This window comes from Serratia sp. BNK-4, assembly GCF_048685115.1.
Taxonomy (GTDB): domain Bacteria; phylum Pseudomonadota; class Gammaproteobacteria; order Enterobacterales; family Enterobacteriaceae; genus Serratia; species Serratia bockelmannii.
Genome location: NZ_JBLQTM010000001.1, coordinates 4,445,477 through 4,461,227 on the forward strand (window position 1 = coordinate 4,445,477; position 15,751 = coordinate 4,461,227).

Consider the following 15,751-nt stretch of genomic DNA (forward strand, 5'->3'; position numbering starts at 1 on the left):
GCACGGGCTTCAGGCGTTGATCACATCCTGCACCGCCAGCTCGAACAGCGCCATGCCGGCCTCGATGTCCTGCGGCTCCACCACCAGCGACGGCGCGAAGCGGATCACGTTCGGCCCGGCGTTGAGGATCATCAACCCACGCGCAGCGGCGGCGGTGAGGAAATCGCGCGCTCTGCCGTGATAATGCGGCGTCAACTCGGCGCCGATCAGTAACCCCATGCCACGAATGGCGGTGAAAATACCGTATTTATCGCCGATATCCTGCAAAGCCTGCACATACAGCGCGTGGCGCTGCTCGATGCCGCTCAGCACCTCCGGCGTATTGATCACATCCAGCGCCGCCTCCGCCACCGCGCAGGCCAGCGGGTTACCGCCGTAGGTGGTGCCGTGAGTGCCCACCTGCATCACCGACGCAATCTCTTCGGTGGTCAGCATGGCGCTGACCGGGAAACCACCGCCCAGCGCCTTGGCGGTGGTGAGAATGTCCGGCGTCACGCCATAATGCATATAGGCGAACAGCTTGCCGCTGCGCCCCATGCCGCTTTGCACTTCGTCGAACACCAGCAGCGCCTGATGTTGGTCGCACAGTTTGCGCACGCCTTTGAGGAAGTCGGCGTCGACCGGCGTAATGCCGCCCTCTCCCTGAATCGGCTCCATCACCACCGCGCAGGTATGGTCGTCCATCACCGCTTTCACCGCCGCCAGATCGTTGAACGGCACGTGCACGATGTCGGCCGGCTTCGGCCCGAACCCGTCGGAATATTTGGCCTGCCCACCCACCGACACGGTGAACAGCGTGCGGCCGTGAAACGCGTTATAGAAGGCGATGATTTTGGTTTTGTACGGGCTGTGGCGGGTGATGGCGTAATGACGCGCCAGTTTGAACGCCGCCTCGTTGGCCTCTGCGCCGGAGTTGGCGAAGAACACCCGGTCGGCGAAGGTGGCGTCGATCAGTTTGCTCGCCAAACGCAGCGCCGGTTCATTGGTGAAGACGTTGCTGGTATGCCACAGGGTTTCGCCCTGGCGTTTGAGCGCCTCGACCAGCGCCGGGTGGCAGTGTCCCAGCGCCGTCACCGCGATGCCACCGGAAAAATCGATGTACTCTTTTCCCTGCTGATCCCAGACCCGGCTGCCTTTGCCGCGCACCGGAACAAACTGGGCGGGTGCATAAACAGGCAGGATCACCTGGTCAAAGGTGCTGCGGCTCACTGCGGATTTGTCAGTCATTTTCGGCTCCACCCTGAAGGTTTTTCAGCGCTATCGCGATGTTATAGTGAAAATATAATCACGAAATATGCATAAAAAAACACTAAAGCGCAAATGCAAAACGCCTGACGGGCGAAAAAAACGCGAAGGGATTAACGCCTGAGAAAATTATCCAACAGCTGATGGCCCTGCTCGCTGAGCACGCTTTCCGGGTGGAACTGCACCCCTTCCAGCGCCAGCGTGCGGTGGCGGATGCCCATGATCTCGTCGCGCACGCCGTCGCGTTCGCTCCAGGCGGTCACTTCAAAGCAATCCGGCAGCGTATCGGCTTTCAGCACCAGCGAGTGATATCGGGTCACGGTCAGCGGATCGTTCAGGCCGCGAAACACGCCGACGCCCAGATGGCGAATCGCCGAAGTTTTGCCGTGCATCACCGCGCGGGCGCGCACCACTTCGGCGCCGAACGCCTGCCCCAGCGCCTGGTGCCCCAGGCATACGCCGAGGATCGGCAGCTTGCCGGCGAAATGACGAATGGCGGCCAGCGAGATACCCGCTTCGTTCGGGGTACAGGGGCCAGGGGAAATCACCAGATGCTGCGGCGCCAGCCGCGCGATATCGGCCAGCTGCAGCTCATCGTTGCGCTTCACCAGCACCTCGGCGCCCAATTCGCAGAAGTACTGGTAAAGGTTATAGGTAAAGGAGTCGTAGTTATCGATCAGCAGCAGCATATTAGGTCCGGCAGAGAAAAACGCCGCCATAGTTTACTGATTTAACCCGCCGCTGCCGACGATAATTTCCGCTTACTTTTTACGGCCGCCGGTGATCGAGCCCAGTACGCCGCGCAGGATCTGCCGGCCGAGATCGCGTGCCATGCTCTTGGCAGCGGTCTGGACGATGCCGTCGCGTTTGCCGCCGCGCGGGCCGGTGGAACCGAACAGCAGCTCGTTCAATCCGTCCATCAGGCCGCCGCCCGTCTGTTGCTGTGCTTGCGCCTGCGGTTGCTGCCCCTGCTGCGCAGTGCCGACGGTGGCGAAGCCGCCCGACGACAGCTTCTCGTAAGCTGACTCGCGGTCAATCATGTCTTCATAGCGGCCATACAGCGGCGACTTGTTGATCGCGCTGTTCAGCCCTTCCGCACCGAGCATGCCCATCTTGGATTCCGGCGCGATGACCATCGCCCGCTCCACCACGTTCGGCCGGCCCTTCTCGTCGAGGAATGACACCAGCGCTTCACCCACGCCCAGCTCGGTAATCGCCGTTTCGGCATCGAAGGCCGGATTGGCGCGCAGGGTTTGCGCCGCCGTTTTCACCGCCTTCTGATCGCGCGGCGTGAAAGCGCGCAGCGCATGCTGTACGCGGTTGCCCAACTGGCCCAGCACGCTGTCCGGGATATCCAGCGGGTTCTGGGTGACGAAGTAAATGCCGACGCCTTTGGAGCGGATCAGGCGCACCACCTGTTCGATCTTGGTCAACAGCGCCGCCGGCGCATCGTTGAACAGCAGGTGCGCTTCATCGAAGAAGAACACCAGCTTCGGCTGTTCAGGGTCGCCCACTTCCGGCAGGTGCTCAAACAGCTCGGCCAGCAGCCACAGCAGGAACACTGAATACAGCTTCGGCTGATTGATCAGCTTGTCCGCCGCCAGCAGGTTGATCACGCCATGGCCGTTGGCGTCGGTTTTCATCAGATCGTTGATGTCCAGCATCGGCTCGCCGAAAAACTGGTTGGCGCCCTGCTCTTCCAGCGTCAGCAACCCACGCTGGATGGCGCCGATCGACGCGGCAGAGATGTTGCCGTACTGAGTCTGGAATTGTTTGGCGTTATCGCCGACGAACTGCACCATGGCGCGCAGGTCTTTCATGTCCAGCAACAGCAGCGCGTTGTCATCGGCAATTTTGAACACCAGCTGCAGCACGCCGCTTTGCACTTCGTTCAGATCCAACAGACGCCCCAGCAGCAGCGGCCCGAGATCGGAAATCGTGGCGCGGATCGGGTGGCCCTTTTCGCCGTAAATATCCCACGGGATAATGGTGCAGGCTTGCGGCTGCCAGTCGGTGACGCCAATCGCTGCCAGGCGCGCCTGCAGCTTCTCGGACGGTACGCCCTCGGCGCCGATGCCAGACAGATCGCCCTTCACGTCCGACAGGAACACCGGCACGCCGATGCGCGAGAACTGCTCGGCCATTTTCTGCAGCGTCACCGTCTTGCCGGTGCCGGTTGCCCCGGTGATCAGCCCGTGGCGGTTGGCCAACGCCGGCAAAATCACCAGATCCTGTTCCGGTTTTCCGTCTTTCATCGCTTTGGCGATAATCCGTGGTTCACTCATTTTCTGTTCCTTTGACGCTGACGCGGCGCGAAACGCGCCTGTTGATGCAATAAAGCTATAAGCGCCGCGTAACCCCGTCAAGGACAAACAAAATGGGCGCCGTCGGGACGCCCATGATGCCTGTCTTTTCAGAATCCCCCTAAGACCTGCATCACCCCCGCAGCCCCAGTTGCTCCTTCAGCGCTTTCAAATAGCGCCGGCTGACCGGCACCGGATCGCCGGCGGACATGATCATCTCCGCCGCGCCGCCTTCTTCGAAGCGGATCTCGCGCACCTGCTCCAGGTTGACCAAATACTGCCGATGGCAGCGCACCAGCGGCGTACGGCTTTCCAGCGTGCGCAGCGTCAATTCGGTGAAACACTCCATGCCGTCGCTGCGCACCACGAATACCCCGCTCAGTTTGGAACGGATCGCCAACACCTCGTCAAACCGCAGCAGATAGATGCGGCTGTGGCCGGTGCAGGGAATGTATTTCAGGTAACCGGCGCTCTCATCCAGCGCCGTCACGTCCTGCGGCGCACTGCGCTGCCGCAGGCGTTGCAGCGTCTTGCTCAGCCGCTTCGGCTCCGCCGGCTTCAGCAGATAGTCGAAGGCGTGCTCCTCGAACGCCTGCACCGCGTATTCGTCGTAGGCGGTCAGAAACACGATGTGCGGCATGCGGTTGGGATCCAGCATGCCGACCATTTCCAGCCCGCTGATACGCGGCATTTGAATATCGAGAAACACCACGTCCGGCTGCAGCCGGTGGATCTGGCTGATGGCTTCGATGGCGTTGGCGCATTCGCCGATGATCGTGATCCCCGCTTCGGCCTCCAGCAGATGGCGCAGGTTGTCGCGCGCGGAAGGCTCATCGTCAACAATCAGTGCGTTTAACATCAGGCGACCCTCTCCATGGGAACATTGAGCGTAATGCGGGTATAGGCGTCCGGCCGGCAATCCACCCGCACGCCATAGCCTTCGCCGTAGCGCACGCGAATGCGCTTATCCACCAGGTTCATCCCCAGCCCGCTGCAGTTCGGCTTCGGCTGGAACAGCCCGGCATTGTCCGTCACCTGCAGCAGCAGATGCTCGCCTTCGCAGCAGGCGCCGATTTCGATGCGGCCCACGCCCAACAGATGCGAGGTACCGTGCTTGATGGCGTTCTCGACGATCGGCTGCAGCGAAAACGCCGGCAGCCGCGCCGCCAGCAGCGCCTCCGGCAGCGATACCGCGATCTCCAGCCGATCGGCGAAGCGCGCTTTCTCAATCTGCAGGTAGGCGTTCACATGCTCAATCTCGTCCGCCAGGCTGACTTCATCATCCGAACGTTTGAGGTTTTTACGAAAGAAAGTTGAGAGGGACTGCACCAGATCGCAGGCCCGTTCGCCATCGCGGCGGATCACCGCCACCAGCGTATTCAACGCATTGAACAGGAAATGCGGATTGACCTGCGCATGCAACAGCTTGATCTCCGACTGCGCCAGCAGCTGCTTGTGGCGCTCGTACTGTCCGGCCATGATCTGCGCCGACAGCAGGCTGGCAATGCCTTCGCCCAGCGTGCGGTTGATGGTGCTGAACAGCTGGCTTTTCGGTTCGTACAGCTTGATGGTGCCGATGACCCGCTGGTTTTCGCCGCGCAGCGGGATCACCAGCGTCGATCCCAGCTTGCAGGCCGGATTGATCGAGCAGCAGTAAGAGAGCTGATTGCCGTCGGCGTACACCACCTCGTTGTTGTCGATGGCGCGATGCGAATGCACCGAGGCGATCGGCGTGCCCGGCAGGTGGTGATCGTCGCCGATGCCGATAAACGCCAGCAGCTTGTCACGATCGGTGATCGCCACTGCACCGATACCCAGCTCCTGATAAATCACCCGGGCGACCTTCATGCTGTTTTCCTGATCGAAGCCCTGGCGCAGGATGCCCTCGGTGCGCTCGGCGATCTTCAGCGCCTTGGAAGAGAAAGCGCTGGTGTATTTCTCAAACATCGCGCGCCGATCCAGCAGGATTTGCATGAACATCGCCGCACCGACGGTATTGGCGATCATCATCGGCAGCGCGATGTGCTCTACCAGCTGCAACGCTTCGTCGTAGGGGCGCGCCACCGCGAGGATGATCGCCATCTGCAGCACTTCCGCCACCAGCGCCACGCCGCCGACGAACAGCGGATTGAACAGCAGCTCGATGCGCCCGCGGCGCATGGCGATGCTGTGTACGATGCCGCCGACCAGGCCTTCCGACACCGTGGAAATCGCGCAGGCCACGTCGGTCATGCCGCCGAGCGTATACCGGTGCAGGCCGCCGGTCAGCCCGACCAGAAAGCCCACCGACGGCCCGCCCAGCAGCCCGCCCAGGACCGCGCCTATCGCGCGGGTGTTGGCGATCGAATCCTGAATGTGCAGCCCAAAATAGGTGCCCATGATGCAGAACACCGAGAAGATCACGTAGCACAGCAGCTTGTGCGGCAGGCGAATAGTCACCTGCATCAGCGGGATAAACAGCGGGGTTTTGCTCAGCAGATAGGCGATGACGAGATAGACGCACATCTGCTGCAACAGCAACAGCACCTGGTTAAATTCATACATGGCAGCAACTCATCCAGAGACAACAAAGGGCGAACGCCGGATTTCCGGTCTGGTTATTGTCTGCCGATTAGAGCATGGGGCACGGGAGAAAACAGTGATGAAGGCAAGGCTTCGTGAGGAAGGACGGCCGACCCCGGCGGGATCGGCCAAAAAACTTACGGCAACACCTTGGCCGACAGAATCACCACCGGTTTGGTCGGCACATTCTGGTAAGGGCCGACGTTACCGGTCGGCACCTGAGCGATCTTGTCCACGACGTCCATGCCTTTCACCACTTTGCCGAACACGGCGTAGCCGAAATCGCGCTGGCCGTGATCCAGGAAGGCGTTATCCGCCACGTTCAGGAAGAACTGGCTGGTGGCGCTGTCCTTGTCGGCGGTGCGCGCCATCGAAATGGTGCCGCGCAGGTTGCGCAAGCCGTTGTCGGCTTCGTTCTTGATTGGCGCCTTGGTGGATTTCTGCTGCATGTCAGCGGTGAAACCGCCGCCCTGAACCATAAAGCCCGGGATCACGCGATGGAAAATGGTGTTGTTGTAGTACCCGCTGTTCACGTAATCGACGAAATTCTGGGTGGAAACCGGTGCCTTCTGACTGTCGAGCGCCAACTCGATATTCCCTGCCGAGGTGGTCAGCATGACGTGGGTTTCACCGGCAGCGAGCGCCGCTGGCGCCATCGCTGTCAGGGAACACAGCGCGACGAAGGTCACTAAAGTACGTTTGAACATTAACGGGTCCTTTCTCTGAGAGACAAACAACGGAAAAGCGCTTTGATTCTAAAGAGCTGTATCGGCAAGTACCAGCCATTTACCTATATTTACCCAATTACGGGACATATCCTAGGCGGCCCTGAATTTTGCTGCGGAAAGTATGGGCGCAGAAGGCTTTTTTGCCAACCGCGTCACGCATTTTTTGCCCAGCGCCGCCCCGGGGCGTTTTTTGCGATCTACCTCCCAGTTTGCACACCCGTTGCCGTTACCCTATATAAATGAGAGCGCTCTCATTATAAAAAGAACGGATACTGAGGTATCCCACGGCGGCGTAGCCGCGCAACCCCTGGAGAAATGACGTGAGTGAATTGATGACTGAAGTCAGCCCCGAGTTTGAAAGCACCATCATGGAACTGCTGGTGTTCTCCGGCAGCGCGCGCAGTAATGCGTTGATGGCGTTGCGGCAAGCGCGCGCCGGTGACTTCGCCGCCGCGGCCAAACACATGGTCGAATCCAAAGAGTGGGTGAAGAAGGCGCACCTGATCCAGACCGAGCTGATCGGCCTGGACGAAGGCTGCGGCAAGCTGGCGATCAACCTGATCACCGTGCATGCGCAGGATCATCTGATGAACGCCATGGTCATCCAGGATCTGGCCGACGACATGATCGAGCTCTATCGCCGTCAGTCACAGACGGAGGGCCGCTCATGAACACGCTCAAAATCGCGGTGATTGGCGGTGGCAGCAGCTACACTCCCGAACTGGTCGATGGGCTGATCCAACGCATCGATGAGCTGCCGGTCACCGAACTGGCGCTGGTGGACGTCGAGCCAGGCCGCCAAAAAGTGGAAACCATCGCCGCCCTGACCCGCCGCATGCTGGCGCGCCACGGGCTGGAACAGGTGAAGGTCAGCGTGCACTTCGCGCTGGACGACGCCATTCACGGCGCCGCTTTCGTGCTGACCCAGTTCCGCGTCGGGCAACTGCCGGCGCGCGCCGCCGATGAACGGCTGGGCCTGAAATACCAGCTGCTCGGCCAGGAGACCACCGGCGTCGGCGGCTTCGCCAAGGCGCTGCGCACCATTCCGGTGATGCTGGATATCGCCCGTCGGGTGGAAAAGCTGGCGCCGGACGCCTGGATCATCAACTTCACCAACCCGGCCGGCATCGTCACCGAGGCGGTGTCCCGCTTTACCAAAGCGAAGATCATCGGCCTGTGTAACGTACCGATCAGCATGCATCACATGATCGCCAACATGCTGCAGGCGCCTTACGCCGACGTGCAGCTGCGGTTCGCCGGTTTGAATCACATGGTCTGGGTGCATCAGGTCACGCAGCAGGGGCGCGACGTCACCGGCAACGTGATCGACATGCTGTGCGACGGCGCGGCGCTGACCATGAACAACATCAAGGAAGAGCCCTGGCAGCCGGACTTCCTGCGCGCGCTCGGCGCCATCCCCTGCCCGTACCACCGCTATTTTTACCAGACCCGCGAGATGCTGGCGGAAGAGATGGCTGCCGCCGGCGAGCGCGGCACCCGCGCCGAGCAGGTGATGCAGGTAGAAAAAGAGCTGTTCGAGCTGTATGCCGATCCGCAGTTGAACAGTAAACCGGAGCAACTCAGCTTCCGCGGCGGTTCTTTCTATTCCGAAGTTGCGCTGGAGCTGATCCGTGCTATCCATAATAATCTCGGCACGCAATTAGTGGTCAACACCGCAAACCGCGGCGCAATCCATGGCCTGCCGGACGATGCTGTGATAGAAATCAACTGTATCGTCGATGCCCAGGGCGCGCATCCGCTGACGTTCGGCCCGCTGTCGGAACCGATGCAGGCGCTGACGCAGCAGGTAAAAGCCTACGAGCGCCTGACCATCGAGGCGGCAGTGCACGGCGATCGCCGCAGCGGCTTGCTGGCGCTGATCGCCAACCCGCTGGTGGGCAACGCCAACCTGGCACAGCCGTTGCTGGACGAGGTGTTGACGATAAACGCGCCGTACTTGCCGCAGTTCAGGTAAGCGCCGGCGCGGTATGACAGGGGTTCGGCACGCCGAACCCATTTTTTTAGCCGTAATCAGGAGTTGGACGATGGTGACACTGGAAGATGTCGCGGCGCTGGCGGGCGTATCGCGCGCCACCGTATCGCGGGTAGTGAACGGCGACAGCAACGTCAAGGCGCCGACCCGCGAGAAGGTTGAACGCGCCGTCGCCCAGCTCGGTTATACCCCCAACCCGGCGGCCCGTGCACTCGCCTCCAGCCACAGCAATACCCTCGGGTTGGTCACGACGTCGTACCGCGGTGGCTTCTTCGGCGCGCTGATGGACTTCGTGCAGACCGAGGCCGAATCCCACGGCAAGCAGCTGCTGGTGACCCAGGGCCGCAACAGTGCCGAAAACGAATGGCAGGCGGTGCAGCGACTGTTCAGCCTGCGCTGCGACGGCGTGATCCTGCACGTGCGTTTTCTCAGCGACGATCGGCTGCGCCAGCTGGCGGCGGAGCAACGTGATTTCGTGTTGCTCGATCGTCTGGTGCCGGGGCTGGAAGACCGCTGCGTCACCTTCGATCACCCGCTTGCCAGCCGCATGGCGACGCAGCAGTTACTCGACGCCGGGCACCGGCGCATCGCCTGCATCAGCGGCCCGCGCGAGCGCCCGTCGAGCCGCCTGCGGCTGCAAGGATTTGAAGAGGCGATGCAGGCGGCGAATATCGAGCCGGTAGCCTGTCTGGAGGGCGTCTACGATCTGGAAAGCGGTTACCGCTGCGCCGATCATCTGCTGCAGCAAACCGCACTGCCCAGCGCCATCTACTGCTGCAACGAAGAGATGGCGATCGGCGCGCTGCTGGCGATCAACGAGCACCGCCTGCGGGTACCGCAGGATATCTCCTTGATCTGTTACGACAGCGGCGAACGCGCACCTTTCGTGCGCCCGGCGTTGAGCAGCGTACACTTTCCCATCAGCGAAATGGCCCAATACGCGGCGCGCAGGCTGATCGACGCTGCCACCCCGGCGCACCGGTTTGAGCCGACGATCATCAACCGTGATTCCATTGTGACGGTACGCAAATAGATCACAATAATGCGTATCACCCCTTCATGGGTTGCATCAAAAAATCGACAGCCATCACAAAAAATCCCGTTGTCTGTGCTAGGATCCGCCCCCTGGTGGCCTGATCGGGACTTTTTTCTGCGTTTGCCAGGAAAAGCCAGCGGCCTTATGCCAGTTTTAAAACCTCTAACAGACATATTCAGGCCTATACAATGAATGACAGTAACCGCATACGGCTTACCTGGATCAGCTTCTTTTCGTACGCGCTGACCGGTGCTTTAGTGATCGTCACAGGGATGGTGATGGGAAACATTGCAGAGTACTTTAATCTGCCGGTTTCCAGCATGAGTAACACCTTTACTTTCCTCAACGCCGGTATTTTGATTTCGATCTTCCTCAATGCCTGGCTGATGGAAATCATCCCGCTGAAGCGTCAGTTGATCTTCGGCTTTGTCCTGATGGTGCTGGCAGTCGCAGGGCTGATGCTCGGCAAGAGCCTGACCATGTTCTCGCTGTGCATGTTTATCCTCGGCGTGGTAAGCGGCATCACCATGTCGATCGGCACCTTCCTGATCACCCACATGTATGCCGGCCGCCAGCGCGGTTCGCGCCTGTTGTTCACCGATTCCTTCTTCAGCATGGCCGGGATGATCTTCCCGATCGTCGCCGCGATGCTGCTGGCCCGCCATATCGGCTGGTATTGGGTTTATGCCTGCATCGGCCTGCTGTACGTGGGGATCTTCGTGCTGACCCTGTGCTCCGACTTCCCGGTGCTGGGCAAGAAAGGCGCCGATGCCGGTCAACCAGTCGAGAAAGAAAAATGGGGCATCGGCGTGCTGTTCCTGTCGATCGCCGCGCTGTGCTATATCCTCGGCCAGTTGGGCTTCATTCAGTGGGTGCCTGAGTACGCCACCAAGTCGTTCAACATGGACATCGGCCAGGCCGGTAAGCTGGTGAGCGACTTCTGGACCTCTTATATGGTTGGCATGTGGGTGTTCAGCTTCATCCTGCGCTTCTTCGATCTGCAACGCATCGTCACCGTGCTGGCCGCGCTGGCTACCGGCGCGATGTACCTGTTCGTCAGCACCGACAATCCGGAGCACCTGGGCTACTACATCATGGCCCTGGGCTTCGTTTCCAGCGCCATCTACACCACGCTGATCACCCTCGGCTCGCTGCAGACCAAGGTCTCCTCGCCGAAGCTGGTCAACTTTATCCTGACCTGCGGTACCATCGGCACCATGCTGACCTTCGTGGTCACCGGCCCGATCGTGGCGAAAGGCGGCGCACATGCGGCGCTGACCACCGCTAACGGCCTGTATCTGGCGGTGTTCGTGATGTGTCTGCTGCTGGGCTTCGTGACCAAGCACCGCAGCCACGGTCACGTGACGCACTGATTTCTTCGCATCAAATACATCAAGGGCGCCCGCAAGGCGCCCTTTTTTGCGCCTTAGCGCCGAAAATCCACCGTCTCCTCCTGCTGCAAATGCAGCGTGGTTTCCGCCGGCCGCGTTTCGGCGATCACCGCACCCTGGCGAATCGAATAACGCACCGGCGTCTGGCGACGCACCGCGTCGAAGCCGCTTTCCGCCGGCAGGATCACCAGGTTGGCGCTGTTGCCGGCCGCCAGGCCGTAGTCGCTCAGGTTAAGCGTGCGCGCGCTATGGTGGGTGATCAGCTTCAGTCCGTCGTCGATTTGGCCATAGCCCATCAGCTGGCACACGTGCAGCCCCATGTGCAGCACCTGCAGCATGTTGGCGGTGCCGAGCGGGTACCAAGGATCGAACACGTCGTCATGGCCGAAACAGACGTTGATCTCCGCCTCCAGCATCTCCTTCACTCGGGTCACGCCGCGCCGTTTCGGGTAACTGTCGAAACGGCCCTGCAGGTGAATGTTCACCAGCGGATTGGCGACGAAGTTGATGCCGGACATCTTCAACAGACGGAACAGCCGCGAGGCGTAAGCGCCGTTGTAAGAGTGCATCGCCGTGGTGTGGCTGGCGGTGACTTTCGCTCCCATCTCCAGCTTCAGCGCCAGCGCCGCCACGGTCTCGACGAAGCGCGATTGCTCGTCGTCGATTTCATCGCAGTGCACGTCCACCAGCCGATCGTATTTTTGCGCCAGCGCGAACGCCTTATGCAGCGACTCCACGCCGTATTCGCGGGTGAATTCGAAGTGCGGAATGGCGCCCACCACGTCGGCGCCCAGCCGCAGCGCCTCTTCAAGCAGCGCTTCGCCGTTGGGGTAGGAAAGGACCCCCTCCTGCGGGAAGGCGACGATCTGCAGCGTCACCCAGGGCGCCACCTCCTGCTTAACCTCCAGCATGGCACGCAGCGCGGTCAGCGTGGGATCGGAAACGTCGACGTGGGTGCGCACATACTGCACGCCGTTAGCGATCTGCCACTTAAGCGTTTGCCAGGCGCGCTGTTTGACGTCTTCATGAGTCAGCAGCGCTTTGCGTTCGGCCCAGCGCTCAATGCCCTCGAACAGCGTGCCGGACTGGTTCCAGGCCGGCTGACCGGCGGTCTGCGTGGTATCCAGGTGGATATGCGGTTCGACGAACGCCGGCAACGCCAGCCCGCCCTGCGCATCCAACACGTCGCCGCGCCACTCCTGCCCCTCCGGCTGCGGTACCAGATGCGCAATGCGCCCCTGCTCGATCGCCAGTTGCCACAATCCCTCATGCCCGCTTAAACGCAGGTTGTCGATAAATTTCAATGGACGTTTCGCCACCCTTCACCTCTGCCGTTGCGCTGGTTTTCTTCATCATACTGGCAGCGGATCGCGCTGACAAAGTCGCCGTGCCATGCCTACCCCTTGCGTTTACTCCCTGCGGGGTAATTTACCTGCAAACTGACTCGCTTCAGCTAAAGATGAATAAAATCCGCAACTTATCAAAAAACGTGAAAAATCATTTATATACCACATTGGAGGTATATGAGAGTGTGATTGATTTGCATCAATAAATTGCTCATCGGGAGGGATAAGGTAACCCTAGGAAACCAGAATTTTGAGGCAATAATGAGCAGAGTCAAACTTGCCGTCGTCGGCAATGGCATGGTCGGCCACCGGTTCATCGAAGATCTGTTGGATAAAGCAGACAAAGACCAGTTCGAAATCACCGTATTTTGCGAAGAGCCGCGTATCGCTTACGATCGCGTGCACCTCTCTTCCTACTTCTCTCACCACACCGCCGAAGAGCTGTCGCTGGTGCGCGAAGGCTTTTACGAAAAACACGGCGTAAAGGTACTGGTCGGCGAACGCGCTATCACCATCAATCGTGACGAGAAGGTGATCCACTCCAACACCGGCCGCACCGTCTATTACGACAAGCTAATCATGGCCACCGGTTCCTATCCGTGGATCCCGCCGATTAAAGGCTCGGATAGCCAGGACTGCTTCGTTTACCGCACCATCGAAGACCTGAATGCCATCGAAGCCTGCGCGCGCCGCAGCAAACGCGGCGCGGTGGTCGGCGGCGGGCTGTTGGGGCTGGAAGCCGCCGGCGCGCTGAAAAGCCTGGGGGTGGAAACGCACGTGATCGAGTTCGCTCCGATGCTGATGGCCGAACAGCTCGACCCGATGGGCGGTGACCAGCTGCGCCGTAAGATCGAGCGCATGGGCGTCAAGGTACACACCGGCAAAAATACCCAGGAGATCGTCAACGGCGGCGGCACGGCGCGCAAAACCATGCATTTCGCCGACGGCAGCCTGCTGGAAGTGGATTTCATCGTGTTCTCCACCGGCATCCGCGCCCAGGACAAGCTGGCGCGCCAGTGCGGGCTGGAGATCGGCCGCCGCGGCGGCATCGCCATCAACGACAGCTGCCAGACGTCGGATCCGGACGTGTACGCCATCGGTGAGTGCGCCGCCTGGCGCGATCGCACCTTCGGTCTGGTGGCCCCGGGGTACAAAATGGCGCAGGTGGCCGTCGATCGCCTGCTGGGCCGCGAAAATGGCTTCCAGGGCGCCGACATGAGCGCCAAGCTGAAGCTGCTGGGCGTGGACGTCGGCGGCATCGGCGATGCACACGGCCGCACCGAAGGCGCCCGCAGCTACGTTTATCTGGATGAAAGCAAAGAAGTCTACAAACGCATCGTGGTCAGCGCCGACAATAAAACCCTGCTCGGCGCAGTGCTGGTGGGCGACACCAGCGACTACGGCAACCTGCTGCAGCTGGCGTTGAACGGCATCGAGCTGCCGGAGAACCCGGACGGCCTGATCCTGCCGGCCCATGCGGGCAGCAAACCGGCCATCGGCGTGGATTCGCTGCCGGAAAGCGCGCAGATCTGCTCCTGCTTCGACGTCAGCAAAGGTGACATCATCCAGGCGGTCAACAAAGGCTGCCACACCGTGGCGGCGCTGAAGGCCGAAACCAAGGCCGGCACCGGCTGCGGCGGCTGCATCCCGCTGCTCACCCAGGTACTGAACGCCGAGCTGAGCAAGCAAGGCATCGAGGTCAACCACCACCTGTGCGAACACTTCGCCTATTCACGCCAGGAGCTGTTCCACCTGATCCGCGTCGAAGGCATCAAGTCGTTCGAGGCATTGCTGGCCAAATACGGCAAAGGCTACGGCTGCGAAGTGTGTAAACCGACCGTCGGCTCGCTGCTGGCCTCATGCTGGAACGAGTACATCCTCAAGCCGCAGCATACGCCGCTGCAGGATACCAACGACAACTTCCTCGGCAATATCCAAAAAGACGGCACCTACTCGGTGATCCCGCGCTCCGCCGGCGGCGAAATCACCCCGGACGGCCTGCTAGCCATCGGCCAGATCGCCAAGGAGTACAACCTCTACACCAAAATGACCGGCTCGCAGCGTATCGGCATGTTCGGGGCGCAGAAAGACGATCTGCCGGCCATCTGGAGCAAGCTGCTCGCCGCCGGCTTTGAAACCGGCCACGCGTATGCCAAGGCGCTGCGCATGGCGAAAACCTGCGTCGGCAGCACCTGGTGCCGCTATGGCGTCGGCGACAGCGTCGGCTTCGGCGTCACGCTGGAACATCGCTACAAAGGTATCCGCACCCCGCACAAAATGAAGTTCGGCGTCTCGGGCTGTACCCGCGAATGCGCCGAGGCGCAGGGTAAGGACGTCGGCATCATTGCCACCGAGAACGGCTGGAACCTGTATGTTTGCGGCAACGGCGGCATGAAACCGCGCCACGCCGATCTGCTGGCCGCCGATCTCGATCGCGAGACCCTAGTGCGCTACCTCGACCGCTTCATGATGTTCTATATCCGCACCGCCGATAAGCTGCAGCGTACCTCGGTATGGCTGGAGAGCCTGGAAGGTGGCATCGATTACCTACGCAAGGTGATCGTCGACGACAAGCTCGGCATCAACGACCAACTGGAAGCGGAGATCGCCCGCCTGCGCGACGCGGTGGTCTGCGAGTGGAAAGAGACCGTCGAGCATCCGGAAACGCAGCTGCGCTTCGCCCACTTCATCAACAGCCCGCTGCGCGATCCGAACGTGCAGGTGGTGACCGAACGCGACCAGCACCGCCCGGCGCGCCCTGACGAGCGCATTCCCGTCACCCTGATCGATACCGAGGAGAGCCACGCATGAGCCAGTGGATTACCGTTTGTCCCGTCGCCGACATTCTGCCCGGCACCGGCGTATGTGCCCTGATCGGCGATCGGCAGGTGGCGGTGTTCCGCCCCTATGCCGACGAACAGGTGTTCGCCATCAGCAATATCGACCCGTTCGCCCAGGCCAGCGTGCTGTCACGCGGGCTGATCGCCGAGCATCAGGGTGAACTGTGGGTCGCCAGCCCGCTGAAGAAACAGCATTTCCGCCTGTACGACGGTCACTGTCTGGAAGATGACAGCCGTTCCGTCGCCAGCTTCGCCAGCCGGGTGGTCGACGGCATCGTGCAAGTCGCGGCATAACCTTTCGGGAGGC

Annotated in this window: 13 protein-coding genes; 6 read left to right on the top strand and 7 right to left on the bottom strand. The window is 60.9% G+C overall.

All coding sequences use genetic code 11. From position 1 onward, the window contains the following. Positions 1–9: 9 nt before the first annotated feature. The 6 genes from argD to ppiA all read right to left on the bottom strand — a co-directional run bounded on the left by argD (position 10) and on the right by ppiA (position 6,817). A complete protein-coding gene (argD, locus tag ACMGGW_RS21210; protein WP_025304519.1) occupies positions 10–1,227 on the bottom strand; it encodes a bifunctional acetylornithine/succinyldiaminopimelate transaminase in 1,218 nt (405 codons plus the stop codon). 131 nt (positions 1,228–1,358) lie between these two features. After that, complete coding sequence (locus tag ACMGGW_RS21215) at positions 1,359–1,934, bottom strand: aminodeoxychorismate synthase component II (protein WP_025304520.1); 576 nt, start codon at positions 1,932–1,934, stop codon at positions 1,359–1,361. Between the two features lie 72 nt (positions 1,935–2,006). After that, the gene (locus ACMGGW_RS21220) at positions 2,007–3,530 is read right to left on the bottom strand and encodes a helicase HerA-like domain-containing protein (protein WP_033645261.1); all 1,524 of its coding nucleotides are present in this window, start codon (positions 3,528–3,530) and stop codon (positions 2,007–2,009) included. A 151-nt stretch (positions 3,531–3,681) separates the two neighbouring features. After that, positions 3,682–4,407, bottom strand: a complete 726-nt coding sequence (btsR, locus tag ACMGGW_RS21225; RefSeq protein ID WP_025304522.1) for a two-component system response regulator BtsR — start codon at positions 4,405–4,407, stop codon at positions 3,682–3,684. Beyond that, a complete protein-coding gene (locus ACMGGW_RS21230) occupies positions 4,407–6,092 on the bottom strand; it encodes a sensor histidine kinase (protein ID WP_049206060.1) in 1,686 nt (561 codons plus the stop codon). Before ACMGGW_RS21230 ends, btsR begins: the two co-directional genes overlap by 1 nt. A gap of 155 nt (positions 6,093–6,247) precedes the next feature. Further along, a complete protein-coding gene (gene ppiA / locus ACMGGW_RS21235) occupies positions 6,248–6,817 on the bottom strand; it encodes a peptidylprolyl isomerase A (RefSeq protein WP_025304524.1) in 570 nt (189 codons plus the stop codon). Between the two features lie 353 nt (positions 6,818–7,170). On the opposite strand from ppiA, the gene ACMGGW_RS21240 reads away from it, so the two are divergent. From ACMGGW_RS21240 to tsgA, 4 genes are all read left to right on the top strand, one after another. Continuing rightward, a complete protein-coding gene (locus ACMGGW_RS21240) occupies positions 7,171–7,509 on the top strand; it encodes a PTS lactose/cellobiose transporter subunit IIA (RefSeq protein WP_025304525.1) in 339 nt (112 codons plus the stop codon). Then, a complete protein-coding gene (locus ACMGGW_RS21245; protein WP_025304526.1) occupies positions 7,506–8,813 on the top strand; it encodes a 6-phospho-beta-glucosidase in 1,308 nt (435 codons plus the stop codon). The genes ACMGGW_RS21240 and ACMGGW_RS21245 overlap by 4 nt, the downstream gene beginning before the upstream one ends. 70 nt (positions 8,814–8,883) lie before the next feature. Beyond that, positions 8,884–9,864, top strand: a complete 981-nt coding sequence (locus tag ACMGGW_RS21250; protein ID WP_420279531.1) for a LacI family DNA-binding transcriptional regulator — start codon at positions 8,884–8,886, stop codon at positions 9,862–9,864. A 191-nt stretch (positions 9,865–10,055) separates the two neighbouring features. Continuing rightward, positions 10,056–11,240 carry an MFS transporter TsgA gene (gene tsgA, locus ACMGGW_RS21255; RefSeq protein WP_025304528.1) on the top strand — a complete coding sequence of 395 codons (1,185 nt, stop codon included), beginning with the start codon at positions 10,056–10,058 and terminating at the stop codon, positions 11,238–11,240. Between the two features lie 53 nt (positions 11,241–11,293). Here tsgA and ACMGGW_RS21260 read toward each other — a convergent pair whose 3' ends face one another. Continuing rightward, the gene (locus ACMGGW_RS21260; protein ID WP_275586838.1) at positions 11,294–12,562 is read right to left on the bottom strand and encodes a cytosine deaminase; all 1,269 of its coding nucleotides are present in this window, start codon (positions 12,560–12,562) and stop codon (positions 11,294–11,296) included. Between the two features lie 303 nt (positions 12,563–12,865). Between ACMGGW_RS21260 and nirB the strand changes: the two genes are divergently transcribed. Further along, a complete protein-coding gene (gene nirB, locus ACMGGW_RS21265; protein WP_127146883.1) occupies positions 12,866–15,415 on the top strand; it encodes a nitrite reductase large subunit NirB in 2,550 nt (849 codons plus the stop codon). Next, on the top strand, positions 15,412–15,738 hold the full coding sequence (gene nirD / locus ACMGGW_RS21270; protein ID WP_019456155.1) for a nitrite reductase small subunit NirD: 327 nt from the start codon (positions 15,412–15,414) through the stop codon (positions 15,736–15,738). Before nirB ends, nirD begins: the two co-directional genes overlap by 4 nt. Positions 15,739–15,751: the final 13 nt, after the last annotated feature.